Source organism: Micrococcus sp. Alg238-R198 (assembly GCF_900537135.1).
In the GTDB taxonomy this organism is placed as follows: domain Bacteria; phylum Actinomycetota; class Actinomycetes; order Actinomycetales; family Micrococcaceae; genus Micrococcus; species Micrococcus luteus.
On sequence record NZ_UNRH01000001.1, the window covers coordinates 78,896 to 105,683 of the forward strand.

Consider the following 26,788-nt stretch of genomic DNA (forward strand, 5'->3'; position numbering starts at 1 on the left):
CTCGCCACGCGCACGGAAGGACCCCCCATGAGCACCCTCGGCCTCACCGCCACCGGAGCCGCCCTCGAGGCGATCGACCGCCATCTGCCCGCCCTCCTCCAGGACCGCGTCGCCTCCCGCCTCGGGGCGCAGGACGCCGACCTGTGGGGGGCGCCGGCCCGCGACGAGGCCGCCAAGCGGCTCGGCTGGATCGACCTGTTCGAGGACTCCCGCGCCCTCGTCCCGCACATCGCCCAGCTGACCCGGGAGCTGCGCGCCGAGGGCGTGGACCGCGTGCTCCTGGCGGGCATGGGCGGTTCGTCCCTGGCCCCCGAGGTGATCGCGGCGACGGCCGGCGTCGAGCTCGAGGTCCTGGACTCCACGGACCCGTTCCAGGTCTCCCGTGCCCTCGAGCGCGACCTCGAGCGGACCGTGCTGGTGGTCTCCTCCAAGTCCGGCTCCACCGTGGAGACCGACTCGCAGCGCCGCGTCGTCGAGGCCGCGTTCCGCGACGCCGGGATCGACCCCCGCACCCGCCTGGTCGCCGTCACGGACCCGGGCTCGCCGCTGCACGCCGCGTGCGAGTCCGCCGGCTGGCGCGCCGTCTTCACCGCGGACCCGACCGTGGGCGGGCGCTTCTCGGCTCTCACCGCGTTCGGCCTGGTCCCCACCGGCCTGGCCGGGGTGGACGTCGCGGCCCTGCTGGACGACGCGGAGGCCGTGCTCGACCTGCTGACCGCCGACGACGAGGACAACCCGGGCCTGCAGCTCGGCGCGGCCCTGGGCGGCACGCAGCCGCTGCGCGACAAGCTCGTCTTCGCCGACCACGGGTCCGGCATCGCCGGACTGCCGGCCTGGATCGAGCAGCTGATCGCCGAGTCCACGGGCAAGGACGGCACCGGGCTGCTGCCCGTCGTCGTCGCCCCCGGCGACCCCGAGACCGTGTGGGACGCCCCCGACCTGCTGCAGGTGCAGCTCGTCGGCGAGGACGACGTCGCGGCCCCGGGCCACGGCGTGCAGGTCGCCGGCTCGCTCGGCGCCCAGCTGCTGCTGTGGGAGGTGGCCACCGCGGTGGCCGGCCGCCTGCTCGGGATCAACCCCTTCGACCAGCCGGACGTGGAGGCCGCCAAGGCCGCCGCGCGCACCCTGCTGGACGGCCCCGCCGCCGAGCGGACGGCCGACGGTGAGGTGGAGGGCGTCGAGGTCTCCGGCCCGGCGTCCGTGACCTCTGCCCCGGACCTGGCCGGCGTGCTGCGCGCCACGGCCGCGCTGGTGCCCGAGGACGGCTACCTGGCGGTCCACGCCTACCTCTCCCGTCATGACGACGCCGAGCTCGAGGAGCTGCGCGCGGACCTGGCAGAGCTGGTCGGCCGCCCGGTCACGTTCGGCTGGGGTCCGCGGTTCCTGCACTCCACCGGACAGTTCCACAAGGGCGGCCCGGCCGTCGGCGTGTTCCTCCAGATCACGGGCGACGCCGGCCTGGACCTCGAGGTGCCCGGACGCCCGTTCTCCCTGGGCAGGCTCATCGCCGCGCAGGCCGCGGGCGACGCCCGGGTGCTGGGCGATCTCGGCCGCCCCGTGGTCACCCTGCACCTGCGCCGCCGCGACGCGGGCATCGAGGCCCTGAGGAACGCCGTCCGTGGCCGGTGAGTCCCGGACCGTCCCCCGCAACCCGCTGCGCGACCCCCGTGACCGGCGCCTGACCCGCATCGCGGGTCCGTCGGCCCTCGTGCTGTTCGGCGTGACGGGCGACCTGGCGAAGAAGAAGCTCCTGCCGGCCATGTACGACCTGGCCCAGCGCGGCCTGCTGCCGCCGGCGTTCTCCCTCGTCGGCTTCGGCCGCCGCGACTGGTCCGACGAGGAGTTCGCCGACTACGTGCGTGCCGCCGTGGAGGCCTCCTCCCGAACCACCTTCGACGAGACCGTGTGGGACCAGTTCCGGGGCGGCCTGCGCTTCGTCTCCGGCGCGTTCGACGACGAGGCGGCCTATGTCCGTCTCGACGAGGTGCTCGCCGAGCTCGAGACCTCACGCGGCACGCGCGGGAACACGGCGTTCTACCTCTCCATCCCGCCGGACTGGTTCGAGGCCGTCTCCCACCACCTGGCCGACCAGGGCCTGGCCGACCGGTCCCAGCCGGCCGACGGCCCGTGGCGCCGCGTGGTCATCGAGAAGCCCTTCGGCCACGACCTGGCCAGCGCGCAGGAGCTCAACGCCGTGATCGAGCGCGTCTTCCCCTCGGACGCCGTGTTCCGCATCGACCACTACCTCGGCAAGGAGACGGTGCAGAACATCCTCGCGTTCCGGTTCGCCAACCGGATGTTCGAGCCGCTCTGGAACGCGGAGCACGTGGACCACGTCCAGATCACGATGGCCGAGGACATCGGCATCGGCGGACGGGCGAGCTACTACGACGGCGTGGGCGCGGCCCGCGACGTCATCCAGAACCACCTCCTGCAGCTGCTCGCGTTCACGGCGATGGAGGAGCCGATCTCGTTCGACGCGGACCACCTGCGCGCGGAGAAGGAGAAGGTCCTCGAAGCCGTGACCGTCCCGGACACGCCCGAGGGACTCGCGGGGGCCTCCGCCCGCGGCCAGTACACCTCCGGCTGGCAGGGCGGCGAGCAGGTCACGGGCTTCCTCGACGAGGAGGGCTTCAACCCGGCGTCCGTCACGGAGACGTACGCCGCGCTCAAGGTGGGCATCCGCACGCGCCGTTGGCAGGGCGTCCCGTTCTACCTGCGGGCCGGCAAGCGCCTCGGCCGGCGGGTGACGGAGATCGCCGTCGTCTTCAAGAAGCCCCCGCACCTGCTGTTCCCCGTCCACGACGGGGACGAGTTCGGGCAGAACGTCATCGTCATCCGGGTGCAGCCGGACGAGGGCGTCACCATCCGCTTCGCGTCCAAGGTGCCCGGCACGCAGACCGAGATCCGCGACGTCACGATGGACTTCGGCTACGGCCACGCCTTCACCGAGGACTCCCCCGAGGCGTACGAACGGCTCATCCTCGACGTACTCCTCGGGGAGCCGCCGCTGTTCCCGCGTCAGGCCGAGGTGGAGCTGTCCTGGCGGATCGTGGACCCGTTCGAGGAGCACTGGGCGAGCCTGGGCACCCAGCCCGAGCCCTACGCCCCGGGCACGTGGGGCCCGCCCTCGGCCGACGCCCTCATGGCCCGCGACGGACGAAGCTGGAGGCGCCCGTGAAGATCCGCATGCAGGACACCACCACCTCCCAGGTGGCCAAGCGCATCACGCAGCTGCGCGAGAAGAGCGGGGTCGTGACCCTCGGCCGCGTCCTCACGCTCGTGATCAGCACGGACGACGCCGGCATCGAGTCCGCCGTCCAGGCCGCCAACGCGGCCTCGTTGGAGCACCCGTGCCGCATCATCGTCCTGGCCCTGGGCGACCCTGCGGCACCCACCCGCCTGGACGCCGAGATCCGGGTCGGCGGCGACGCCGGCGCCTCCGACGTCGTGGTGCTGTGGTGCGCCGGGGAGAACGCCCACGCCGATGAGTCGCTCGTCTCCGGGCTGCTCCTGCCCGATGCGCCCATCGTCGCGTGGTGGCCCGGGGTGCCGCCCGAGGTCCCCTCGGCGACGGCGCTCGGTCGCCTGGCCCACCGCCGGATCACGGACACGGCATCGGCGTCCGCGGCCGAGCCCGCCCTGTGGGCTCTGCGCGCGGGCCACCATGAGGGCGACACCGACCTGGCCTGGACGCGCCTGACGCTGTGGCGGATCCAGGTGGCCGGGATCTTCGACACGCTCGACGTGGCCACCCTGCGCTCGGTGACGGTGGACGGGGCGCCGGACTCCCCCAGCACCATGCTGCTCGCGGCGTGGCTCACCCTGACCCTGAAGGTGCCCGTGACGATCGCGCACTCGAAGGTCGGCCACGGGATCCGTGCGGTGCGCCTGCGGTGCACGGACGGGGACGTGGTGCTCTCCCGCTCGCAGTCGCAGGTGGCCCGGCTCTATCAGCAGGGCCGGCCGGTGCAGCGCATCTCCCTGCCACGCCGGACGATCCAGGACTGCCTGGCCGAGGAGCTGCGCCGCCTGGACCCGGACGAGGTCTTCGGCGCCGTGCTCCACCAGGGCCTGCCGCGCACGGACCTCTCCCCCGTGCAGGCCTCCGAACGCTGAGGGGCCCCCGGCGCCCCACCGGTCCGGGACGCGCGAACGCCCCGCACGGATCTTCCGTGCGGGGCGTTCGCGTCGGGGCCCGGCGGGGCGGCCTCAGGACTCCATGGTCAGTCGCGGCAGGACGCCGAGCAGGGCGATCACGACACCCCAGGCGACCACGGAGCCGACGGTCAGGCGGGTGAGCAGACGCTGGGCGGAGCCCGAGGAGCTCATCGAGCTGGTCACGCCGCCGCCGAACATGTCCGAGACGCCGCCGCCGCGGCCCTTGTGCAGCAGGATGAGCAGCACGATGACCACGCTGAGCACGACCACGAGGATCTGCAGGGCCAGGGTCAGGACGTCCACGGGAGGGCTCCTCGGGTCGAGGTGCGGCCCCGGCGCGCGCCGGGGCCGTCACGGAGAATGCGGTCGGTCGGGCCGGACGGATCAGGCCTGGTCGAACCGGACGATCTTAGCAAACTCGTCCGCGTCGAGGCTGGCGCCGCCCACGAGGGCGCCGTCCACGTCCGGCTGCGCCAGCAGCGCCGGCGCGCTGGAGGACTTCACGGAGCCGCCGTAGAGGATCCGCAGTCCGGCGGCGACGTCGTCGCCGTGCAGTGCGGCCACGCGGGCGCGCAGGGCCGCGCACATCTGCTGCGCGTCCTCGGGGCCGGCGACCTCGCCCGTGCCGATCGCCCATACGGGCTCGTAGGCGACGACGACGCCGGCCACGTCCTGCGCCGACAGGCCCGCGATCGAGCCCTCCAGCTGGGCGAGCGTGTGCTCGACGTGCCGGCCGGCCTGGCGCACCTCCAGGCCCTCGCCCACGCAGATCACCGGGGTGAGGCCGTGGCGCAGGGCCGCGGCGGCCTTGCGCGCGACGAGGGCGTCGTCCTCCCCGTGGAGGGTGCGGCGCTCGGAGTGGCCCACGATCGCGTAACGGCACCCCAGCGCGGCCAGGAACGCGCCGGAGACGTCGCCCGTGTAGGCGCCGGCGTCCTCGGGCGAGAGGTCCTGCGCGCCGTAGACGAGGTCCAGGCGGTCGCCGGTGACGAGCGTCTGCACGGACCGCAGGCCCGTGAAGGGCGGGAACACCGCGACCTCCACGGCCTCCTGGTCATGGTCCGCGTCCGAGAGGAGCCACGTGAGGCGCTGCACCAGGGTGACGGCCTCGAGGTGGTCCAGGTTCATCTTCCAGTTGCCCGCGATCAGCGGCACGCGCGTGGTCTGCTCCGCCATGCTCACGCCCGCCCCTCGCCGGCCAGGGCGGTGACGCCCGGCAGCTCCTTGCCCTCGAGGTATTCGAGGGAGGCGCCGCCACCGGTGGAGATGTGGCCGAACGCGTCGTCGGCGAAGCCGAGCGTGCGCACGGCCGCCGCGGAGTCGCCGCCGCCGACCACCGACAGGCCGCCGGCCGCGGAGGCCTCGGTGAGGGCCTGGGCCACCGCCCGGGTGCCCTCCGCGAAGGCCGGGAACTCGAACACGCCCATGGGGCCGTTCCAGAACACGGTCTGGGCGCCGCGGATCTGCTCGGCGAACGCCCGGGCCGTCTCGGGGCCGATGTCCAAGCCCATGGCGGACGCGCCGTGCGCGCCCGAGGTGAGGGCGTCCGCGGCCAGGACCTCGTGCTCGGCGTCGGCCGCGAAGCCGGAGGCCATCACGATGTCCGTGGGGAGCACGATGCGGGCGGCCCCGGCCTCGGAGCGGCGCAGGTATTCGCGAACGGTGTCGAGCTGGTCCTCCTCGAGCAGGGAGGCGCCCACCTCGTGGCCCTGCGCCTTGAGGAAGGTGAAGAGCATGCCGCCGCCGATCAGCAGCATGTCGGCCTTGTCCAGCAGGTTGTCGATCACGGCCAGCTTGTCCGAGACCTTCGACCCGCCCAGCACGACGACGTAGGGCCGCTCCGGGGACTCGGTCAGGCGGGTGAGCACCTCGAGCTCGGCGGCGACCAGCGGGCCCTGGTAGGCCGGCAGCTGCGCCGCGACGTCGAACACGGAGGCGTGCTTGCGGTGGACCGCGCCGAACGCGTCGCCCACGTAGGCACCGTCCGCGCCGGCCAGGGCAGCCATCTCCCCGGCGAGTGCGGCGCGCTCGGCATCGTCCTTGGAGGTCTCGCGGGCGTCGAAGCGCACGTTCTCCAGCAGCAGCACCTGGCCGTCCTGCAGGGCGGCGGCGTGGGCGCGCGCGTCGTCCCCGGTCACGTCTGCGGCCAGGGCGACGTCGGCGCCCAGCAGCTCGGCCATGCGCGCGGCGACCGGACGGAGGGAGTACGCGGGGTCGGGCTCACCCTTGGGGCGGCCCAGATGGGCCATGACGATCACGCGGGCCCCGGCCTCCGCCAGGTCCCGGATCGCGGGCAGCGAGGCACGGATGCGGCCGTCGTCGGTGACGGTGTCCCCGTCCAGCGGGACGTTCAGGTCGGACCGGATGAGCACGGTGCGGCCGGCGACGCCGGCCTCGAGCAGATCGGTGAGGGTCGGTGCGGGCATGATGCCTCCTGGGGTGCCGGAGCGGGGTCGGTTCACGGTGCAGTCTAGGCGGACGGCCCGGGCCGACGGAGGAACCGTCGGCCCGGGCCGTCGGGCGCCGTGCGGGCTCAGAGCTTCGAGCCGATGAGGTCTGCGAAGTCCATGAGCTGGGAGGTGTAGCCGTACTCGTTGTCGTACCAGCCGATGATCTTCACGGTCTGGCCGATGGACTTGGTCAGCGGGGCGTCGAAGGTGCACGCCGCCGGGGAGGTGATGATGTCCGAGGACACGATCGGGTCCTCCGAGTAGACCAGGCGGCCCTGCAGCGGACCGGACTCCGCGGCCTTCTTGAACGCCGCGTTGATCTCCTCGACCTCCACGTGGCGCGTCAGCTCCACGGTCAGGTCGGTGGCCGAGCCGGTGATGGTGGGCACCCGCATGGCGAAGCCGTCGAGCTTGCCCTTCAGCTCCGGGATGACCTCGCCGATGGCCTTGGCCGCGCCCGTGGAGGTGGGCACCATGTTCTGGGCGGCGGCGCGCGCCCGACGGCGATCCTTCTTGTGCACGTTGTCGTGCAGGTTCTGGTCGCCGGTGTACGCGTGGATCGTGGTCATGATGCCGTCCACGATGCCGAACTCGTCGTTGAGGACCTTCGCCATCGGGGCCAGGCAGTTCGTGGTGCACGAGGCGTTCGAGACGATGTGCATCGACTCCGCGTCGTAGGTGTGCTCGTTCACACCCATCACGAAGGTGCCGTCGACCTCCTTGGCGGGAGCGGAGATGAGGACCTTCTTGGCCCCGGCGTCGAGGTGGGCCTGCGCCTTGGGGCCGGTCGTGAAGATGCCGGTGCACTCGATGACCAGGTCCACGCCGAGCTCACCCCACGGCAGCTTCGTCGGGTCGGCCTCCTGGAAGAACGCGACGTCGCGGCCGTCGATGCGGAACCCCTTCTCGGTCCGCTCCAGCTCGCCCGGGTAGCGGCCCAGGATGGTGTCGTACTTGGTGAGCCAGAACAGGTCCTCGGGGTCGGCGAGGTCGTTCACGGCGACCAGCTCGAGGCCCTCGTGGCCGCGGTCCCTGAGCACGCGCACGATGTTGCGTCCGATGCGGCCGTAGCCGTTGATGGCGATCTTGGTCATGGTGGTCTCTCTCGTTAGTTCGCGTTGCGTGGTCCCCGTGGCGGTGGGTCCGGGGCGGTACGGTCGAGCGGTCGCGCCCGGTCCGGGCGCGCGGTGGGGACAGGGCCGGAGCGCCGAGCCCCTCCCCGCATCGGGGCGCTGACGTCGTGGGGCCACGACATCAGCGCCCCGGTGCGCGGTGTGGATCAGGCCGGGAGGATCAGGCCGGAGGCGCCGGCGCGGGCGGCCTCGAAGCGGGCCTGCACGTCGGCCCAGTTCACGATGTTCCAGATCGCCTTGACGTAGTCCGCCTTGACGTTCTGGTAGTCGAGGTAGAAGGCGTGCTCCCACATGTCCAGCTGGAACAGCGGGATGGTGGCGACCGGCACGCCGTTCTGCTGGTCGTAGAACTGCTCGATCACCAGGTTGCCGCCGATGGGCTCGTAGGCCAGCACGGCCCAGCCGGAGCCCTGGATGCCGAGGGCGGCGGCGGTGAAGTGGGCCTGGAACTGGTCGAACGAGCCGAAGTACTCGTCGATGGCGGCGGCCAGCTCGCCGGTCGGCTTGTCGCCGCCCTCCGGCGAGAGGTTCTTCCAGAAGATCGAGTGGTTCGTGTGCCCGCCCAGGTTGAAGGCGAGGTCCTTCGACAGCTGGTTCACGGAGCCGAAGTCGCCGGCCTCACGCGCGGCGGCCAGCTTCTCCAGGGCGGTGTTCGCGCCCTTGACGTACGTGGCGTGGTGCTTGGAGTGGTGCAGCTCCATGATGCGGGCCGAGATGTGCGGCTCCAGCGCGGCGTAGTCGTAGTCCAGCTCCGGAAGGGTGTATTCGGTCATGCTTCCTCCTTGGTCAGGCGAGGCTGCGGGCAGGACGCCCTCGGCCTCCACCTCGGGCAACCTCGCGTCTCGGCGGCGTATTCCGTCCGTCTCCATTGTGATCGGGGGCGGAGCGCCGGGGCCAGATCCCGTCGACGGTGATCCCGCGCTCAGCCCTCGGAGGCCGCGTCCGTCCCGGGGATGCCCCGCTCGGCGGCCCGCTTGTCCGCCATGGCCAGCAGCCGGCGGATGCGCCCGGCGACGGCGTCCTTGGTCATCGGCGGGTCCGCGAGGCGGCCGAGCTCGTCGAGGGAGGCCTGCTTGTGCTCGAGGCGCAGCCGTCCCGCGTAGCGAAGGTGGTCGGGCACCTCGTCCCCGAGGATCTCGAGGGCCCGCTCCACCTTCGCCCCGGCCGTGACAGCGGCCTGGGCGGAACGGCGCAGGTTGGCGTCGTCGAAGTTCGCGAGGCGGTTGGCGGTGGCCCGGACCTCTTTGCGCTCGCGCCGCTCGCGCCAGAGGGTCGCGGTCTGCTCCGCGCCGACGGCGGCGAGCAGCGTGGCGATCGCCTCGCCGTCGCGGACCACGACGCGGTCCGACTGACGCACCTCGCGTGCCTTCGCCGCCACGCGGAGCCGACGCGCGGCCCCCACCAGCGCGAGCGCGGCCTCCGGGCCCGGCGTGGTCACCTCGAGGGCCGCCGAGCGGCCGGGCTCGGTGAGGGAGCCGTGGGCCAGCAGGGCCCCGCGCCACACGGCGGCGGTGGCCGCCGTCGTCCCGCTGACGAGGACCGGCGCGAGGCCACGCACGGGCCGTCCCCGCTGGTCGATGAGCCCGGTCTGCCGGGCGAGGTCCTCTCCCCCGCGCACGACCCGGAGCACGTACCGCTGACCACGGCGCAGGTTGCCGCCGGAGACCACCACGATCTCCGGGGCCAGGCCGTACAGGTCGGTGATGGCGGCGCGCAGGCGGCGCACGCTGGCGCCGTGGTCCAGCTCCGCCTCCACGACGACGCGGCCGGCCACGAGGTGCAACCCCCCGGCGAACCGCAGCATCGCCGCGGTCTCCGCCCGCCGCTCCGGGGTCGCGGCGACCGGCACACGGGCCAGCTCCTCCTTGAGGGTCATGGTCAGCGCCATGCTCGTGCTCCTTCTCGGCGAGGTGCGCGCGTCAGTGGGTCATCGCCTCGTCGATCGCGACGGCCAGGCGCAGCGGGTCGTGGACCTGGGGATCCTGGGCACTGCTCACTCTACTGAACGCCACGCGCGCGCCCATCCGGGCCGCCTCGGCCTCCACCGCCGCCCGGTCGGTGACCGCGTCCACGTCGGCGATCACCACGTCCAGCCGGAGGTCCGGCGCATAGGAGCGCAGCACCTTGAGGTGGTCGGCGTGGGTGAGGCCGGTGGTCTCCTGGTCTCCCGTGCGCAGGTTCAGCACCATGAGGCGCCGGGCGGCGGTGGCGGCGAGGGCCGCGCGCACGTCCGGCATCAGCAGGTGCGGCAGCACCGACGTGTACAGCGAGCCGGGTCCGAGCACCACCCAGTCGGCCAGCTCGATCGCCGAGAGCGCCTCCGGGGTGGCGGGGGCGTCGGACGGGCTCAGGCGGACGTCGGTGACGCGCCCCTCGAACGCGGCGACCGCGAGGGCCACCTGGCCCTCCACGCATCGGGTGCGCAGGCGGCCGTCCGGGCCGGCGCTGAGCACGTCCCCGCCGATGGTCAGCGGCACCCGCGAGACCGGCAGGACCTCGCCGTGCGCCCGCAGCAGGGCGCCGGCCCAGCGCAGCCCGTCCACCGGGTCGCCCAGCAGCTCCCAGAGGGCGACGATCAGGAGGTTCCCGAGCGCGTGGTTGTCCAGGGTGGCCTGGTCCGCGGGCACCTCGGTGGAGCGGAAGCGGTGCTGCATGACGTGGGCCCAGGTCCGACCCCAGTCGGTGTCGTCGCACAGGGCGGCCAGCGCCATGCGGAGGTCGCCGGGCGGCAGCACCGCCATCTCCCGGCGGATGGTGCCGGAGGAGCCGCCGTCGTCCGCCACCGTGACGACGGCCGTGAGGTGCCCGGCCACGTGCCGCAGGGCCGCGAGGGACGCGGAGAGGCCGTGGCCGCCGCCGAGGGCGGTGACCCGGGCCGTGGGGCGGGACATGCCGGCGCCCACCCCGCGCCCTTCCGAACCCATCCCGGGCGGCAGGGGCAGCTGGCCGGTGAGCGGGGACGTCATTCGCGCCCCATGTCCCGGTGCTGGACGTGCACCGTGACGTGGGGCACCTGGGCCAGGCGCCGGGCGAGCTCCTCGGCGACGGCCACGGAGCGGTGCTTGCCGCCCGTGCAGCCGATGGCGAGCGTGGCGTAGTGCTTGTTCTCCCGCCGGTAGCCCTCGAACACCGGCCCCAGCATGGCGACGTACGCGCGCAGGAAGTCCTCGACACCGGGGCGGGAGAGCACGTAGTCCGCGACCGCGGCCTCCGTGCCCGTGTGCGGACGCAGCGCCGGCACCCAGTGGGGGTTGGGGATGAAGCGCATGTCCGCCACGAAGTTCGCGTCCGCCGGGACGCCGTACTTGAACCCGAAGCTCATGATGGTCAGGCGCAGCGTGACGGGGCCGGACTCCGAGAACAGCTCGGTGATCTCCGTGGCCAGGCCGTGCACGTTCAGCTCGGTGGTGTCCACCACGACGTCGGCACGCGCCTTGAGAGGCTCGACGACGTCCCGCTCCGCGCGGATGCCGTCCAGCAGCCGGGCGTTGCCCTGCATCGGGTGGGGGCGGCGGCCGGCCTCGAAGCGTTGCAGGAGGACGTGGTCCTCCGCATCGAGGAACACGGTGCGATACTCCACTCCGCTGTTGGCCAGGTGCTGCAGGGCGGCGTACAGCTCCTCGAAGTAGGAGCGCGAGCGCACGTCCACCACGATCGCTAGGCGCGGGAACGCCTCCGGCGAGCGGGCGATGAGCTCGGCCAGCGTGCCGAACAGGGCCGGCGGCATGTTCTCCACCACGTCCCAGCCGTGGTCCTCGAGCGCGTGCGCGGCGGTGGTCCGTCCGGCGCCGGACATCCCGGCGATCACGAGCACCTCGGATGTCGGCGGCTTCTCCGGCTGGAGGGTCTCCTCGATCATGACTCCACTGTATCCGCGGGCGTGTCGGCCGTGAGCGCCGTGTGGACGGCCTCGGCCAGCCGCGGCCCGATGCCGGCGACCTCGGTCAGCCGGTCCACGCCGGCGGCCCGGATCTCGGCGACGGAGCCGAAGTGGTTCAGCAGCGCGGTGCGCTTGGCCGGGCCCAGGCCCGGGATCCCATCCAGGGCGGAGACGGTCATCGCCTTGGACCGCCGGCTGCGGTGGCCCGCGATCGCGAACCGGTGCGACTCGTCACGGATGCGCTGGAGCAGGTACAGGCCCTCCGAGGTGCGCGGCAGGACCACCGGGAACTCGTCGCCCGGCAGCCACACCTCCTCGAGCCGCTTGGCCAGCCCGACCACGGGCAGGTCGTCCAGGCCCAGCTCCTCGAGGACCGCCGCGGCCGCGGCCACCTGGGGCGGGCCGCCGTCGACCACCACGAGCGAGGGCGGGTACGCGAAGCGGCGCCCCGCCTCCTGATCGTCCCCCTCGACCTGGCCGGAGAGCGGGGCGCCCTCCGCGCGCTCCTTGGCCAGGCGGGCGAAACGACGCCGCAGGACGTCGCGCAGGGACGCCGTGTCGTCCCGGGCGGCCTCCCCCGTGACGTTGAAGCGGCGGTAGTCCTTCTTCTTCGGCAGCCCGTCCTCCATGACGACCATCGAGCCGACCACGTTGGTGCCCTGGGAGTGGGAGATGTCGTAGCACTCGATGCGCAGCAGGGGCTCGGTGATCTCCAGGGCCTCCTGCAGCTCCCGCAGGGCGGCGGAGCGGGTGGTGAGGTCCCCGGACCGCCGCGACTTGTGCAGCTTGAGGGCCATCTCCGCGTTCTCCCGGACGGTCTCCATGAGGTCCGCCTTCGAGCCCCGCCGGGGCACGCGCACGGCGACCCGGGACCCGCGCAGGCCCGAGAGCCACTCGGTGAGCTGTGCGGCGTCGTCGGGCTCGACCGGGACGAGGATCTCGTGCGGGATGCGCTCCGGCCCCTCGAGGTCGCCGTAGACCTGCTGGAGCAGGTGCGCGACCATCTCCGGCTCGGCGACGTCCTCCACGCGCTCCATGACCCAGCCGCGCTGGCCGCGGATGCGACCCTGCCGGACGTGGAACACCTGCACCGCGACCTCCAGCTCGTCCGCGTGCAGGGCGAAGATGTCCGCCTCCGTGTTCTCCGGCAGCACCACGGCGTTGCGCTCGAACACGCGGCGCAGCGCGGCGATGTCGTCCCGCAGCCGGGCCGCGTCCTCGTAGCGCAGCTCCTCGACGGCGCGGGCCATGGCCTTCTCCAGCTCGCGGATGAACCGGTTCGCATCCCCGGCCATGAAGTCGCAGAAGTCCTGGGCCAGCGCGCGATGGTCCGCCGGGCTGATCCGGCCCACGCAGGGCGCCGAGCACTTGCCGATGTAGCCGAGCAGGCACGGCCGGTCCTGGGCGCGGGCCCGCTTGAACACGCCGGCCGAGCACGTGCGGACCGGGAAGACGCGCAGCATCAGGTCCACGGTCTCCCGGATCGCCTTGGCCGGGTGGAACGGGCCGAAGTACTTCACGCCGGGCTTCCGGTCGCCGCGCATCACCTGGACGCGCGGGAACTGCTCGTTCATAGTCACGGCCAGGTAGGGGTACGACTTGTCGTCCCGGTACATGATGTTGAACCGGGGGCGATACTCCTTGATCCACGTGTACTCGAGCTGGAGCGCCTCCAGCTCGGAGCCGACGACGGTCCACTCGACCGCGGCCGCCGTGAACACCATGGTCCGGGTCTTGGTGGCCAGCCGAGCCGGGTCCTGGAAATAGGAGCTCAGGCGGGCGCGCAGGTTCTTCGCCTTGCCGACGTAGACGACGCGTCCGTCCGCGTCGCGGAAGCGGTAGACGCCGGGCGACGTGGAGATCTCGCCCGGAGCCGGGCGGTAGGAGGCCGGATCAGCCACGGGCGCCCGGGGCGGCGTTGTAGGCGTCCACGCGCTCCTGCCCCGAGAGCGCGCCGATGGCGTCCATGATCGCCGCCGTCGCGTCGCGGCGCTGCGGCAGGGTGTGTCGACGCCCGGGGTGGCCGAAGTCCAGGGGCGCGCCCACGCGCACGGAGAACCGGTGGGGACGGAAGCCGTTCGTGTCCGGCGGCTGGAGGTGCTGCGTGCCGACGAGGCCCACGGGCACCACGGGTGCGCCGGTGGCCAGGGCCAGCCAGGCCGCACCGGTGCGGCCGCGGTAGAGGCGGCCGTCGCGGCTGCGGGTGCCCTCCGGGTAGATGCCGACGCCCTGGCCGGACTCGAGCAGGCCCACGAGGGACTCGAGCGCGGCCACGGAGGCGGCCTGCTCGCCCCGGCGGACGGGGACGGAGCCCACGGACTCGAAGAACCGCCGCCGGACGCGGCCCCGCAGGCCCGTGCCCGTGAAGTACTCCTCCTTGGCGAAGAAGTGGACCGGGCGGGGGGCGAGGGCCTGGAGGATCACCGAGTCGACGAAGGACAGGTGGTTGGAGGCCATGACGAAGGGGCCCCGCGCAGGGACGTGCTCCATGCCGACGACCTCGGGGCGGCAGGTGAGCCGCAGGAGCGCGGCGGCGCTCCTGCGCACGGGCTCCGACGTCGCCATGGCTCTCCTTCGTCCGCGTCCTGCGTGGGCGGGGTCCATGCTACGCGAGCAGTTCCGCGAGGAACCGGCCCGTGTGGCTCTCCGCGACGTGTGCGACCTCCTCCGGCGTGCCCGCGGCCACGATCGTGCCGCCCCCGGAGCCGCCCTCGGGGCCGAGGTCGATCACGTGGTCGGCACTCTTGATCACGTCGAGGTTGTGCTCGATGGTGAGCACCGTGTTGCCCTTGTCCACGAGGGACTGGAGCACGTGCAGGAGCTTGCGGATGTCGTCGAAGTGCAGCCCCGTGGTCGGCTCGTCCAGCACGTAGATGGTGCGGCCGTTGGAGCGCTTCTGGAGCTCGGCCGCCAGCTTCACGCGCTGGGCCTCGCCGCCCGAGAGCGTGGTGGCGGGCTGGCCCAGGCGGACGTAGCCCAGACCGACGTCGACGAGCGTGTCCAGGTACCGCGAGATGCGGGTGTACGCGCTGAAGAAGTCCGCGGCCTCCTCGATCGGCATGTCGAGGACCTCGGCGATGTTCTTGCCCTTGTAGGTGACCTCGAGCGTCTCCCGGTTGTACCGGGCCCCGTGGCACACCTCGCACGGCACGTAGACGTCCGGCAGGAAGTTCATCTCGATCTTCAGCGTGCCGTCGCCCGCGCACGCCTCGCAGCGCCCGCCCTTGATGTTGAAGGAGAACCGGCCCTGCTGGTAGCCCCGGACCTTCGCCTCGGGGGTCTCCGCGAAGAGCTTGCGGATCGCGTCGAACACGCCCGTGTAGGTGGCGGGGTTGGAGCGCGGCGTGCGCCCGATGGGGCTCTGGTCCACGTGGACCACCTTGTCCAGGTGCTCGAGCCCCTCCACGGACCGGTGCCGGCCGGGCACGAGCTTGGCGCCGTTGAGCCGGTTGGCCAGGACCTTGTAGAGGATCTCGTTGATCAGCGTGGACTTGCCGGAGCCGGACACGCCCGTCACGGCGGTGAGGACCCCGAGCGGGACCTCCACCGAGACGTCCTTCAGGTTGTTCTCCTGGGCCCCGCGGACCGTCAGCATGCGCCCCTTCTCCGGGACGCGACGCCGCTCCGGCACCGCGATGGAGCGGCGGCCGGAGAGGTAGTCGCCGGTGACGGACCGCGTGTTCGCCTTGAGATCCGCCAGGGAGCCCGAGTGCACGACCTCGCCGCCGTGCTCGCCCGCGCGAGGACCGATGTCCACGATCCAGTCCGCCTCGGCGATCGTGTCCTCGTCGTGCTCGACGACGATGAGGGTGTTGCCGAGGTCCCGCAGGCGCAGGAGGGTCTCGATGAGGCGGCGGTTGTCCCGCTGGTGCAGGCCGATGGACGGCTCGTCGAGCACGTAGAGGACGCCGACCAGCCCGGAGCCGATCTGCGTGGCCAGGCGGATGCGCTGGGCCTCGCCTCCGGAGAGGGTGCCGGCCGGCCGCTCCAGGTTGAGGTACTCGAGGCCGACGTCCAGCAGGAACGCCAGCCGGGCCAGGATCTCCTTGAGCACCTGGTCCGCGATCTGCCGCTCGCGGTCCGTCAGTCGCAGCCCCGAGAAGAACTCCATGGCCTCCCGCATGGGCAGGCGGGTGGCGTCCGCGATGGACAGGCCGCCCACGAGCACGTTCAGGACCGTGGGGTTGAGGCGGGCCCCGTGGCACGCCGGGCACGGGATCTCCCGCATGAACGACTCGTAGCGCTCGCGGGCGCCGTCCGACTCGGTCTCCCCGTGCTTGCGCATCACGTAGGGGATGACGCCCTCGAAGCCCGTGGTGTAGCGGCGCTCGCGCCCGAACCGGTTGCGGAACGTCACCTCCACCTTGAAGTCCTTGCCGTTCAGGACGGCGTCGCGCTCCGCCTCCGTCAGGTCCTTCCACGGGGTGTCCAGGGAGAAGCCCATCTCCTTGCCCAGCCCGCCGAGCACGCGCAGCCAGTAGTCCGAGGTGGACTTGCCCAGCGACCACGGCACCACGGCGCCCTCACGCAGGGACAGCTCGTCGTTGGCGACGACGAGGTCCGGGTCCACCTGCAGGCGGGAGCCGATGCCGGTGCACTCGGGGCACGCGCCGAACGGGTTGTTGAAGGAGAACGAGCGCGGCTCGATCTCGTCCACGGTCTGCTCGTGCCCGTTGGGGCAGGAGAGCTTCTCGGAGAACGAGCGGTACCGGGGGTTGCCCTCGGCGTCCCGCCCGCCGAACTCCGCGGTGTTCTTCTTGGCCTTCTCGGCGACCGGCTCCACGTCCACGAACTCGGCCACGACGAGGCCGTCCGCCAGCTTCAGGGCGGTCTCCACCGAGTCGGTGAGGCGCTGGCGGATGCCCTCCTTCATGGCGAGGCGGTCCACGACGACGGCGATGGTGTGCTTGACCTGCTTCTTCAGCACGGGCGGGTCCGAGAGCTGGACGGTCTCCCCGTCCACGACGGCGCGGGCGAAGCCCTGCGTGGACAGGTCCTGGAACAGGTCCACGAACTCGCCCTTGCGGCCGCGGACCACGGGCGCGAGCACCTGGAAGCGGGTGCGCTCGGGCAGCTCCTCGAGCTGGTCCACGATCTGCTGCGGGGTCTGCCGGCTCACCGGCTCCCCGCACTGCGGGCAGTGCGGCACCCCGACGCGCGCCCAGAGCAGGCGCATGTAGTCGTAGATCTCGGTGATGGTCCCCACCGTGGAGCGCGGGTTGCGGTTGGTGGACTTCTGGTCGATGGACACGGCCGGGGACAGGCCCTCGATGAAGTCCACGTCCGGCTTGTCCACCCGGCCCAGGAACATGCGGGCGTAGGAGGAGAGCGACTCGACGTAGCGTCGCTGGCCCTCGGCGAAGATCGTGTCGAAGGCCAGGGAGGACTTGCCCGAGCCGGACAGACCCGTGAACACGACCATGGCGTCCCGCGGGAAGCTGACGTCCACGTCCTTCAGGTTGTGCTCGCGGGCGCCCTGGACGACGATGCGGTCCCGCTCGCCCGAGCGCGCGCCGCCGGGGCCGGAGGCGAGGCCGCCGGCGTGGGTCTCGACGGCGGAGGAGACGGTGGTGGAGGAGTTCTTGGGCACGCGGCCAGCATAGGGGCGGCACGGACACGACACCGGGGTCTCGCCTATGGGCGAACCCACCGCGGGCTGGGCCCGCCCTGGCGCCTCGCCGCCCCGTCCGTACACTGTTGCGCATGCCCGAGACCGCCCGGAACCGCCTCCTGCACGATCTGCCCGCCGTCACGGTGCGCACCTGCTCCGTGTCGGAGATGGACAACAACGTGTACCTGCTCACCTCCAAGACCACGGGGGCGCAGGTGCTGATCGACGCCGCCGACGACGCCGAGGCCATCCGCGACCTCATCGCCTCGGCCGCGGACGACACCCCGTGCGAGCCGCGCCTCGAGATGATCGTCACCACGCACCGGCACTGGGACCACGTGCGCGCACTGCCGGTGCTGGCGTCCCTGACCGGGGCCCGCACGGCGGCCGGCGAGGACGACGCCGACGCGATCGCCGAGGCCACGGGGGTCGCCCCCGACGTGCGCCTGCGCCACGGGGACACCGTGGGGGCGGACGGGCTCCGGCTCGAGGTCGTGGCCCTGCGCGGCCACACGCCCGGGTCCATCGCGCTGGTGTGCCGCCCCGAGGCGGACGAGCCGGCCGTGCTCTTCACCGGCGACGCCCTCTTCCCGGGCGGGGTGGGCAACACCGAGGGCGACGACGGCCGGTTCCGTCAGCTGTTCACGGACGTCACCGATCGGATCTTCGACGCGTTCGACGACGACGTGGTGGTCCACCCCGGCCACGGCGCCTCCACGACCCTGGGCGCCGAGCGCCCCCACCTGCCGGAGTGGGCCGAGCGCGGCTGGTGACGGCCCGCCCGGGCACTCCCGGGCCCGGCGTCAGGCCGGCTTCTGCCCGACCATGAACAGGCGCCGGGCCGGGAAGATCGTGACCGGGCCGCCGTCGTCGGCCGTGACGCCGGGCACCGGCGGGTACGCCTCGCGCATGGCGGCGCGGTACCGGTCCACGAACGCCTCGAGCAGCCCGGCGCCCTCGGCGGCGCCCTCCTCGGCGTCCCAGCGGGCCAGAGCCTGCAGGCTCGGTCGCAGGGCCGCGCCGGAGGTCCATCGGAACACCGGGTCCTCGCCCGTCAGCACCTGCTGGTACTCCGTCTCCCAGACGACCGGGGACCACCCCGCCTCGAGGAACAGCCGCGTGTACTCCTCGGGCGGCGCCACGGTGCGGGTCGTCGCCACCCCGTGCAGCGGCTCGGAGAAGGCCGGGTCCTCCGCCAGCGCCACGATCGCCGCATGGGAGGGCTGCTCGTAGGGCCGCGGGATCTGCGCCGCGAACCACGCCCCCGGCGTGAGGTCCCCGAGCCAGCGCCGGATCAGGCGACGGTGCGTCGGGATCCACTGGAGCATCGCGTTGGACACCACGACGTCCGTCGCCCCCGACGGGCGCCACTGCGAGGCGTCGACCGCCTCGAAGCGCAGGTTGGCGGGGGCACCCGTGCGGGCCGCCTGCTCTCGGGCCCGCTCGAGCATCGCGGGCGAGTCGTCCAGACCGATCACCTCGGCGTCCGGCCAGCGCTCGGCCAGCGTCCGGGTCAGGGTCCCCGGGCCGCAGCCCAGGTCCACCACGACGCGCGGCGCCTCGGCGCGCACGCGCCCCACCAGGTCGTGGAAGGGGCGGGCGCGGTGCTCGGCGAAGCCCTCGTACTGCGCGGGATCCCAGGTGAACCCCCCGCCCTCTCGGCCGGTCACGTCCCCCACGACGGCGTCGGTGTCCGGGTGCGGGCTCTCGGGCGCGATCTGACTCATGGCGGCACCGTATCGCGCGGAGCGGCCGATACCCTGGGGGCGATGACTTCTGCCGCCACGAACCCGCCCTCGCTGACCGACCGCATCGACGCCCTCCCGCCGACCCCGGACGCCGACGACGTCTTCGGGGCCTTCGCGGCCTGGACCGAGGACCGCGGCATCGCGCTCTACCCCGCCCAGGAGGAGGCCGCCCTCGAGCTGGTCCAGGGCCGGCACGTGATCCTGGCGACGCCCACCGGCTCCGGCAAGTCCCTGGTGGCGCTGGCCGCGCACGCCGACGCGCTCGCCCACGACGCCGTCTCCTACTACACGGCGCCGATCAAGGCGCTCGTCTCGGAGAAGTTCTTCGCGCTGGTGGACGTGTTCGGCGCGGAGAACGTCGGCATGGTCACGGGTGACTCCACCGTCAACGGTGACGCCCCCATCATCTGCTGCACCGCCGAGATCCTCGCCAACCGCGCGCTGCGCGAGGGCTCGGGCATGGAGATCGGCACCGTGGTGATGGACGAGTTCCACTACTACGCGGACCCCTCCCGCGGCTGGGCCTGGCAGGTGCCCCTCCTCGAGCTGCCGCAGGCCCGGTTCCTGCTGATGTCGGCCACCCTCGGCGACACGACCCGCCTCGAGGCGGACCTGACCGAGCGCACCGGGCGCGAGGTCGCCGTCGTCGCCCACGCGGAGCGCCCCATCCCGCTGACGTTCGAGTGGTCCGAGGTGCCGCTGCAGGAGAAGGTCGAGGAGCTCGTGAGCACCCGCCAGGCACCGGTGTACATCGTGCACTTCTCGCAGCTGGACGCCGTGGAGACGGCCCAGGGGCTGTCCTCGATCTCGGTGACGTCCAGGGAGGAGAAGGAGGCGATCGCCGCGCGGATCGCCGGCTTCCGCTTCTCCGCGGGCTTCGGGCACACGCTCAACCGCCTCGTCCGGGCGGGCATCGGCGTGCACCACGCGGGCATGCTGCCCAAGTACCGCCGCCTCGTGGAGAAGCTGGCCCAGGACGGGCTGCTCAAGGTCATCTGCGGCACGGACACGCTCGGCGTCGGGATCAACGTGCCGATCCGCACCGTGCTGCTCACCGCGCTCTCCAAGTTCGACGGCGAGAAGACCCGCCTGCTCCAGGCCCGCGAGTTCCACCAGATCGCCGGCCGGGCGGGCCGGGCCGGCTTCGACACCTCCGGCACCGTGGTGGTCCAGGCCCCCGAGCACGTGATCGAGAACAAGGCGGCCGAGCGCAAGGCCGCGGCGAAGTTCGCGAACGTCAAGGACGAGGCCGAGCGGGCCAAGCGCATGAAGCAGTCCGTGAAGTCCGGCAAGCGCAAGACCCCGCCGGCCGGCTTCGTCTCGTGGGGGCCGGCGACGTTCGAGCGCCTCGTCTCCGCCGAGCCGGAGCCGCTGGTCTCCCGCATGCGGATCACGCACTCCATGCTGCTGAACATCCTCGACCGGCCCGGCGACCCGGTCATCGCGGTCCGGCGCCTGCTGCGCGGCACCCACGAGACCCCGGCCCGCCAGGCGGTGCTCATGCGCCGCGCGCTCGGGATCTTCCGGGAGCTGCTGGCCACGGGCGTCGTCGAGCGTCTGCCCGAGCCGGACGCCGAGGGCCGCACCGTGGACCTCACGGTGGACCTGCAGCCGGACTTCGCGCTCAACCAGCCGCTCTCCCCCTTCGCCCTCGCCGCGCTCGACCTGCTGGACCCGGCCGATCCCGACCACGCGCTCGACGTCGTCTCCGTGATCGAGGCGACCCTCGACCCGCCGCGCCAGGTGCTCTCCGCCCAGGTCAAGCACGCCAAGGGCGAGGCCGTGGCCGCCATGAAGGCCGAGGGCATGGACTACAACGACCGCATGCGGGCCCTCGACGAGATCACCCACCCGCGGCCGCTGGCCGAGCTCCTCGAGCAGCAGTTCGAGCTCTACCGGCAGGACGCCCCGTGGCTCGCGGAGTTCGAGCTGACCCCCAAGTCCGTGGTGCGCGACATGTTCGAGCGGGCCATGGGCTTCGGCGACTACGTGCGGTTCTACGGGATCGCCCGGTCCGAGGGCGTGCTGCTGCGCTACCTCACGGACGCGGTCAAGGCACTGCGCCACACCGTCCCCGAGGCGGCCCGCACCGAGGAGCTCCAGGTGCTGCTGGACTGGCTCGACGAGATGGTGAAGCAGACCGACTCGTCCCTCCTGGAGGAGTGGGAGGACCTGGTGGCCGGGGACATCGACGAGCTGCGCCGGGACATGGAGGCGCTCGAGCCGCCGGCCCCGCCTCGCCTGACGGACAACGAGCCCGTGTTCCGGGTGATGGTCCGCAACGCGATGTTCCAGCGGGTGCGCCTGTTCGGCGACGAGCGGGACGAGGCGCTCGCGCGCCTGTCCGGCGAGCTGTCCGCCGACGACTGGGCCGACGCCCTCGACGCCTACTTCGACGACCACGAGGACATCGACGACGGCCCCGCCGCGCGCGGCCCCGAGCTGTTCCGCGTGGCCGCGGCCCCCGACGTCGCCGCCCCGCTGGAGCTGGCCGGCCCGCGCTGGTGGGCGGTGCGGCAGGTCCTGAAGGACCCGGACGGGGACCTGGACCACGGGATCAACGCCGTGGTCGACCTGGACGCCTCCGACGAGGCGGGCCATCCCGTGATCCGGGTGGTCTCCGTGGGCGCGCCCGAGTCCGGGTGGGGCCTGTGAGCGCCGGGGACGCTCGGGCGGCAGGACGGCCCGTGGCGGGCGACCCGCGCGGCTTCGCTCCCCTCGAGCCGGCCCGCCACCGCGTGGGCGAGCGCACCGAGCTCTACGACGGCACCGTCACGGTGGACCACTGGTTCTCGGTGCCGATCGACCACGCGCTGGGCCTCGCCGAGGCCGAGGCGCAGGACGCGGCGGGCACCGGCGTCGGGCCGCACGGGCGCGGCACGCTGACCGTCTTCGCCCGCGAGATCCGGGCGAAGGACGACCCCGAGGGCGAGCGCCCCTGGGCCCTGTACCTCCAGGGTGGCCCCGGCAGTGCCGGGCCCCGCCCGGCGCGCCTGAGCGGCTGGCTCGGCGCGCTGGCCGAGAGCCACCGCGTGCTGCTGCTGGACCAGCGCGGCACGGGGCGTTCGACCCCGGCCACTGTGGCGACCCTGACCGCCCCGGGCGCCTTCGCCACGGACGAGGCGCGCGCCGAGCACCTGGTGCACCTGCGGGCGCCCTCGATCGTGCGGGACGCCGAGATGCTGCGCCTCGCCCTCGGCGCCGGGCCGTGGACCACACTGGGCCAGAGCTTCGGCGGGTTCTGCACGCTGAGCTATCTCTCCTTCCACCCGGAGGGCCTGCAGCGCAGCCTGGTGACCGGCGGCCTCGCCCCGCTCACCGGCCACGCCGACCGGGTCTACCGGGCCACCTACGCCCGGATGCGCGCCCGCACCGAGGAGTTCTTCGACCGGCACCCGGCCGACCGCGACGCGTGGTCGGAGGCCGTGGGGCTGATCCGCGCCGCCGAGGCCGCGGGCGCCCCGATCCCCCTGCCCGGCGGCGGGCCGCTCACCGTGGGACGGGCCCAGGGTCTGGGCATGCTGCTGGGCGGCAACACCCGCGTGGACCGCCTGCACTGGGTCCTCGCCGAGGCCGTGGACCGCACCGGACCCGCGCCGCGCCTGTCCGAGACGTTCCTGGCCGCCGTCGCCGACCAGGACGACCGCCTCGTCAACCCGCTCTACACCGTGCTGCACGAGGCGATCTACGCGCAGCCGGCGGACCTGGCCGGCGGCCGGGCGGACACCGGCTGGTCGGCGTCCCGGATGCTCGCCGAGCACCCGGACTTCGACCCGGAGGCGACCACGGTCCCGCTGCCCACGGGCGAACACGTCATGCCCTGGTCCGTCGAGGTCGACCCCCGGCTGCGGCCCCTGGCCGGCACGGCGCGGCTGCTCGCCGAGCGCACGCAGTGGGGCCCGCTCTACGACGTGGCTGCCCTGGCGCAGAACACCGTCCCCGTGGCCGCCGCGGTCTACGCCGACGACGTGTACGTGGACCGGGACCTCTCGCTCGAGACGGCGCGGCGCGTCCGCGGCCTGCAGGTGTGGGAGACCGACGCCTTCCACCACGACGGCATCGCCGACGACGGGCCGGCGATCCTCGACCGGCTCCTGGCGATGACCGCGGCGGACGGCGCCGGGACGACGACGGCCCCCGACCCGGTCGACTGACCGGCCCGGGGGCCCGGGCGCCGGCGGAGCACTCCCCCGGTGCCGTGATCGGCTCAGACGGTGGGCCCGTCCTGTCGCACGATCTGCTCGGAGACCCCGCGCGCGTCGTCGTCACGGGGATCGGCGAGCCGGGTCTCGTGGGCCGTGCGGATGATGGCCGACCACGCGTCCTTGTGCTCGAGCAGCTGGTCGCGCCAGCGCTGGTCCAGGGCCTCGGCCCGGGCCGTCCAGCGGTCCATCAGGGCGGCGGCGCGCTCGCGCTCGGCCGGGTCGGCGTCCTCGGCCAGCTTCGAGTACCGATACGAGTACTTCTCGGCGTTCTGCAGCGCCCGCAGGGCCTGGCCCTTCGGCGAGGCCAGGGAGATCGCCACGGTGATCGCCAGGATCACGACGACGACCACGAGGGACAGCGTCGTGGGGATCTCGACGACGGGCACGTTCTCGCCGCCGTTGATGAACGGCAGGTTGTTCTCGTGCAGGGCGTGCAGGATCAGCTTCACGCCGATGAACGCCAGCAGCGCGGAGAGCCCGTAGGCCAGGTAGACGAGGCGGTCGAGCAGGCCGTCGATCAGGAAGTACAGCTGGCGCAGGCCCATGAGCGAGAACGCCGTGGCGGTGAAGACGATGTACGCCTCCTGGGTCACGCCGAAGATCGCGGGGATGGAGTCGAAGGCGAAGAGGATGTCCGTGGCGCCGATCGCGATCATCACGAGGAGCATCGGCGTCATGAGGCGCTTGCCGTCCACCGTCGTGAAGAGGCGGTCGCCGTCGAACTGCTCGGAGGCGGGCAGGAACCGCTTGACGAGGCGGACCATCACGTTGTCCGCCTCGTCCTGGGCGCCCTCGGCGTCGCCGGACATCTCGCCCTTGAGCTGGCCGCCGGCGATGATCAGCAGGAACAGGCCGAAGAGGTAGAACACGTCCGACCACGCGGCGATGACGGCGGCGCCCAGCAGGATGAACAGGGTGCGCGAGATCAGCGCGAACGTGATGCCGAACAGCAGCACCTTCTGCTGGTACTCGCGCGGCACCCGAAAGCTGGCCATGATGACCAGGAAGACGAACAGGTTGTCGACGCTGAGCGCCTTCTCCAGCAGGTAGCCGGTGTAGTACTCGACCGCGTGCTGGGTGTCGCCGAAGGCGAAGAACACGAGGCCGAAGACGAGCGCGAGGCCGACGTAGACGCCGGACCAGATCGCGGCCTCCCGGATCGACGGCGTGTGCGCCTTGCGGACATGGGCGAAGTAGTCGAACGCGAGGAGCCCGACGATCAGCGCGATCGTCAGGCCCCAGGTCAGGCCGTTGATTTCCACGGGTCACCTCTCGGCGTCAGGGGTCAGGACGGTGCCGCAAGTCTCTCCGCCCGCCGCGGCCGCGGCCCGGGCCCCTGTGTCCGGCCGGCGGCGCGCTCTCGGCGGCCGCGGCGTGCTGACGTCCACAGTGTTCGGGATACTCCCCTACGTCGCCGGTCAGTCTACCCGGTCGCACGACGACGCCCCGACCCGCGGCGGGCGGAGCGGGGCGTCGTCGGGCCCGCTGGTGCGGGCCCATGAGGGCGAAGATATTGGCGGTCAGGACGATGAACCAGTTCTGGGTGAGGCCGAAGATCGCCGGGATGGAGTCCACCGCGAACATCACGTCCGTCAGGCCGATCGTGATGAACACGACCACCATGGGGGTGAACATGCGCCGGCCGTCCACGGTGGTGCGCAGTCGGTTGCCGTCGTAGTCCGGCGCCACGTTGAGGCGGCGGGTCAGGCGGGCCACGACGCCCGGCTCGGACTCCTCGTCCCCGCCGTCGTCCTTGAGCTGCTGCCAGGCGGTCCAGAGCAGGAAGGCGCCGAAGATGTAGAACTCCCACGTCAGGTGCTCGATGGCGACGGCGCCGACCGCGATGAACACCGCGCGGGCGATCAGCGCGATGATGATGCCCACCATCAGCACCTCCTGCTGGTAGCGGCGGGGCACCTGGAACTTGGCCATGATGATGAGGAACACGAACAGGTTGTCCACGCTGAGGCTGTACTCGGTGACCCAGCCGGCGAGGAACTCGGTGCCGTGCTGCGCATCGCCCAGGGCGAAGAGCAGCCCCGCGAAGACCAGCGCCAGCGCCACGTAGAACCCGATCCACAGGCCGGCCTCCTTCATGGAGGGCTCGTGGGGGCCGCGCCAGTCTAGACGGGTGCGGTCCCGCGCGCGGATGCGGGTGGGCCCGGTCTCAGGCTGCGCCGGGGGCGGTCAAGCCGAGGGCGAGCCAGACGACGACGGCGCCGGCGGCGGCCAGGCCCCAGCTGGCGAGGGAGCCGATGAGGAACTCCTCCGCGCGCGAGCCGGCTCCGCGGTCCGCCGAGATCTCCGGGAAGCGCACGATGCCCTTGGCCGCCATCAGGGCCGCGATCACCGGATAGGCCTGCGCGAGCCCCAGGACGACCATGAGCAGTCGCTCCATGGGCCCGATGTAGCGACCGCCGCGCAGGCCGTCGGCCGCGGGGTCCGTGGGCGCGGCGGACGGCACGGTCGTGGGCTCCGCCGCGGGGTCCTCCGCCTCCTCGTCGCCCCCGTCGGCGGACCGGCCCGCCAGGGCGAGGACCGCGCGGGTGACCCGGTTGCCGGTCTCGGTCAGCGCCACCGTCACCGCCAGCAGCGTGAGTGCCGGGGGCGCGGAGCGCAGACCCGCGGGCGCCAGGGTCGACTCGAGCACGGCCACCAGGCCGACCGCGGCCGCCACCGCGACCACCCCGAGCGGCCGGTCCGGGTGCAGCCACGTCCAGCCCATCAGCAGGCCGAGGGCCACCAGGCCGCCGCCCACCGCGACGGAGATGCCGGTCGGCGCCAGGACGGCCACCAGCACCGCGGCGAGGACGGCGGCCACCGCCGCGCCGGCCCGGGCCAGCCACCGCCGCCGGGGGGTGGGCCAGGCGCCGGGCAGGACGGCGTCGAGCAGGTCGTGCAGCCCCAGCGCGAGCAGGGCGAGGGCGGTCACGGCGCGACCTCCGTCGCCGCGGCGGCGAGCTCGGCGTCCAGCTCGAGCAGCCGGTCGATCCCGGACCGCGCGACGGCCTGTGACACCGCGGACTGCGTGATCCGCTCCGCCCGTGCCGCCTCCGCCTGGGTCGCCCCGCCCAGCAGGGCGGCGGCGATTCGGCGTTCGCGGGCCTTGAGTCGGCCGAGGACATGGTCGCGCAGCAGGACGAGCCCGTCCACGGCGGCGGTGAGGGACGGGTCCGCGGCGCGGAAGGCGGTCGCGGCTCCGACAGCCCGCTCATGCGCGCGCTCGACGGCCTCGCGGGCCCGATACCAGGCCGGTCCGTCCTCGATGCCGTCTCCGCCGGCGTCCAGGGCCCGCCGCTGCCCCAGGCCGATCCCGAAGCGCAGGTCCAGGCCCGGGGGCAGGGCGAGCGTGACGCGGACGGTCAGCCGGAGCGCGTCCGGCCAGGTGCGGTGCAGCGCCTGGAACTCGTCGCCGACGCTGGCCCAGGCGGGACGCAGCGGCGGGACGTCCTGTTCCGCGGCCGCGAAGGCGGCCAGGATCTGCTCCTGCGCGCGGTCCCGGTCCGGGAGGGCGCGGGAGCCGACGATGTCCGCGATCACGGCCGCGACCGGGGGTGCTGCGCTCATGGCGTCACACTATCACTGATATGAAGATATTCA

21 protein-coding genes and 1 pseudogene are annotated in these 26,788 nt (G+C 73.1%); 6 read left to right on the plus strand and 16 right to left on the minus strand.

The annotated features are described in order from the left end of the window. Positions 1 to 27: 27 nt before the first annotated feature. Genes G6R13_RS00370 through G6R13_RS00380 form a run of 3 tightly spaced genes read left to right on the plus strand, consistent with a single transcriptional unit; the run spans position 28 to position 4,119 of the window. Positions 28 to 1,629, plus strand: coding sequence for a glucose-6-phosphate isomerase (locus G6R13_RS00370; RefSeq protein WP_155933091.1), 1,602 nt, complete (start codon positions 28 to 30; stop codon positions 1,627 to 1,629). Further along, positions 1,619 to 3,181, plus strand: a complete 1,563-nt coding sequence (zwf, locus tag G6R13_RS00375) for a glucose-6-phosphate dehydrogenase (RefSeq protein ID WP_044658946.1) — start codon at positions 1,619 to 1,621, stop codon at positions 3,179 to 3,181. Before G6R13_RS00370 ends, zwf begins: the two co-directional genes overlap by 11 nt. Next, the gene (locus G6R13_RS00380; RefSeq protein ID WP_044658947.1) at positions 3,178 to 4,119 is read left to right on the plus strand and encodes a glucose-6-phosphate dehydrogenase assembly protein OpcA; all 942 of its coding nucleotides are present in this window, start codon (positions 3,178 to 3,180) and stop codon (positions 4,117 to 4,119) included. Before zwf ends, G6R13_RS00380 begins: the two co-directional genes overlap by 4 nt. Before the next feature lie 93 nt (positions 4,120 to 4,212). Here G6R13_RS00380 and secG read toward each other — a convergent pair whose 3' ends face one another. The 11 genes from secG to uvrA all read right to left on the minus strand — a co-directional run bounded on the left by secG (position 4,213) and on the right by uvrA (position 17,214). Beyond that, positions 4,213 to 4,464, minus strand: coding sequence for a preprotein translocase subunit SecG (gene secG / locus G6R13_RS00385; RefSeq protein WP_036315286.1), 252 nt, complete (start codon positions 4,462 to 4,464; stop codon positions 4,213 to 4,215). A gap of 81 nt (positions 4,465 to 4,545) precedes the next feature. Continuing rightward, the gene (gene tpiA / locus G6R13_RS00390; RefSeq protein ID WP_010078716.1) at positions 4,546 to 5,337 is read right to left on the minus strand and encodes a triose-phosphate isomerase; all 792 of its coding nucleotides are present in this window, start codon (positions 5,335 to 5,337) and stop codon (positions 4,546 to 4,548) included. 2 nt (positions 5,338 to 5,339) lie between these two features. Further along, positions 5,340 to 6,587: a phosphoglycerate kinase gene (locus G6R13_RS00395; RefSeq protein ID WP_159833133.1), complete on the minus strand. Its 1,248-nt coding sequence runs from the start codon at positions 6,585 to 6,587 to the stop codon at positions 5,340 to 5,342. Between the two features lie 107 nt (positions 6,588 to 6,694). Further along, entirely contained in the window at positions 6,695 to 7,705 is a 1,011-nt protein-coding gene (gene gap / locus G6R13_RS00400; protein WP_044658949.1) for a type I glyceraldehyde-3-phosphate dehydrogenase, read from the minus strand. A 185-nt stretch (positions 7,706 to 7,890) separates the two neighbouring features. Next, complete coding sequence (locus G6R13_RS00405) at positions 7,891 to 8,517, minus strand: superoxide dismutase (RefSeq protein ID WP_036315296.1); 627 nt, start codon at positions 8,515 to 8,517, stop codon at positions 7,891 to 7,893. A gap of 149 nt (positions 8,518 to 8,666) precedes the next feature. Next, positions 8,667 to 9,632, minus strand: coding sequence for a DNA-binding protein WhiA (gene whiA, locus G6R13_RS00410; protein ID WP_123243856.1), 966 nt, complete (start codon positions 9,630 to 9,632; stop codon positions 8,667 to 8,669). Positions 9,633 to 9,663: 31 nt separating this feature from the next. Further along, complete coding sequence (gene yvcK, locus G6R13_RS00415) at positions 9,664 to 10,710, minus strand: uridine diphosphate-N-acetylglucosamine-binding protein YvcK (protein ID WP_123243857.1); 1,047 nt, start codon at positions 10,708 to 10,710, stop codon at positions 9,664 to 9,666. Further along, on the minus strand, positions 10,707 to 11,603 hold the full coding sequence (gene rapZ / locus G6R13_RS00420; protein WP_070709578.1) for an RNase adapter RapZ: 897 nt from the start codon (positions 11,601 to 11,603) through the stop codon (positions 10,707 to 10,709). The genes yvcK and rapZ overlap by 4 nt, the downstream gene beginning before the upstream one ends. Further along, entirely contained in the window at positions 11,600 to 13,525 is a 1,926-nt protein-coding gene (gene uvrC, locus G6R13_RS00425; protein WP_036315391.1) for an excinuclease ABC subunit UvrC, read from the minus strand. The genes rapZ and uvrC overlap by 4 nt, the downstream gene beginning before the upstream one ends. After that, positions 13,518 to 14,189, minus strand: a complete 672-nt coding sequence (locus G6R13_RS00430; RefSeq protein ID WP_036315306.1) for a lysophospholipid acyltransferase family protein — start codon at positions 14,187 to 14,189, stop codon at positions 13,518 to 13,520. The genes uvrC and G6R13_RS00430 overlap by 8 nt, the downstream gene beginning before the upstream one ends. Positions 14,190 to 14,229: 40 nt before the next feature. Continuing rightward, positions 14,230 to 17,214 (minus strand): excinuclease ABC subunit UvrA, encoded by a 2,985-nt coding sequence (gene uvrA, locus G6R13_RS00435; protein WP_095695702.1) that lies wholly within the window; start codon positions 17,212 to 17,214, stop codon positions 14,230 to 14,232. A gap of 113 nt (positions 17,215 to 17,327) precedes the next feature. Here uvrA and G6R13_RS00440 point away from each other — a divergent pair, with 113 nt between their 5' ends. Then, complete coding sequence (locus G6R13_RS00440) at positions 17,328 to 18,008, plus strand: MBL fold metallo-hydrolase (RefSeq protein WP_095695701.1); 681 nt, start codon at positions 17,328 to 17,330, stop codon at positions 18,006 to 18,008. A gap of 30 nt (positions 18,009 to 18,038) precedes the next feature. Here G6R13_RS00440 and G6R13_RS00445 read toward each other — a convergent pair whose 3' ends face one another. After that, a complete protein-coding gene (locus G6R13_RS00445; protein WP_095695700.1) occupies positions 18,039 to 18,962 on the minus strand; it encodes a methyltransferase domain-containing protein in 924 nt (307 codons plus the stop codon). Positions 18,963 to 19,004: 42 nt separating this feature from the next. Here G6R13_RS00445 and G6R13_RS00450 point away from each other — a divergent pair, with 42 nt between their 5' ends. Together G6R13_RS00450 and G6R13_RS00455 are read left to right on the plus strand one after the other, a co-directional pair. Further along, positions 19,005 to 21,638 carry a DEAD/DEAH box helicase gene (locus tag G6R13_RS00450; protein ID WP_123243858.1) on the plus strand — a complete coding sequence of 878 codons (2,634 nt, stop codon included), beginning with the start codon at positions 19,005 to 19,007 and terminating at the stop codon, positions 21,636 to 21,638. A gap of 32 nt (positions 21,639 to 21,670) precedes the next feature. Then, positions 21,671 to 23,137 carry an alpha/beta fold hydrolase gene (locus G6R13_RS00455; RefSeq protein ID WP_036315316.1) on the plus strand — a complete coding sequence of 489 codons (1,467 nt, stop codon included), beginning with the start codon at positions 21,671 to 21,673 and terminating at the stop codon, positions 23,135 to 23,137. 53 nt (positions 23,138 to 23,190) lie between these two features. Here G6R13_RS00455 and G6R13_RS00460 read toward each other — a convergent pair whose 3' ends face one another. From G6R13_RS00460 to G6R13_RS00475, 4 genes and pseudogenes are all read right to left on the minus strand, one after another. Beyond that, complete coding sequence (locus G6R13_RS00460) at positions 23,191 to 24,450, minus strand: TerC family protein (protein WP_036315319.1); 1,260 nt, start codon at positions 24,448 to 24,450, stop codon at positions 23,191 to 23,193. A gap of 16 nt (positions 24,451 to 24,466) precedes the next feature. Further along, positions 24,467 to 25,306: pseudogene (locus tag G6R13_RS00465) on the minus strand (TerC/Alx family metal homeostasis membrane protein); the annotation flags it as partial. Between the two features lie 49 nt (positions 25,307 to 25,355). Continuing rightward, positions 25,356 to 26,120, minus strand: coding sequence for a hypothetical protein (locus G6R13_RS00470; protein WP_036315322.1), 765 nt, complete (start codon positions 26,118 to 26,120; stop codon positions 25,356 to 25,358). Next, complete coding sequence (locus G6R13_RS00475; RefSeq protein WP_036315325.1) at positions 26,117 to 26,755, minus strand: SatD family protein; 639 nt, start codon at positions 26,753 to 26,755, stop codon at positions 26,117 to 26,119. Before G6R13_RS00475 ends, G6R13_RS00470 begins: the two co-directional genes overlap by 4 nt. Positions 26,756 to 26,788 lie beyond the last annotated feature (33 nt).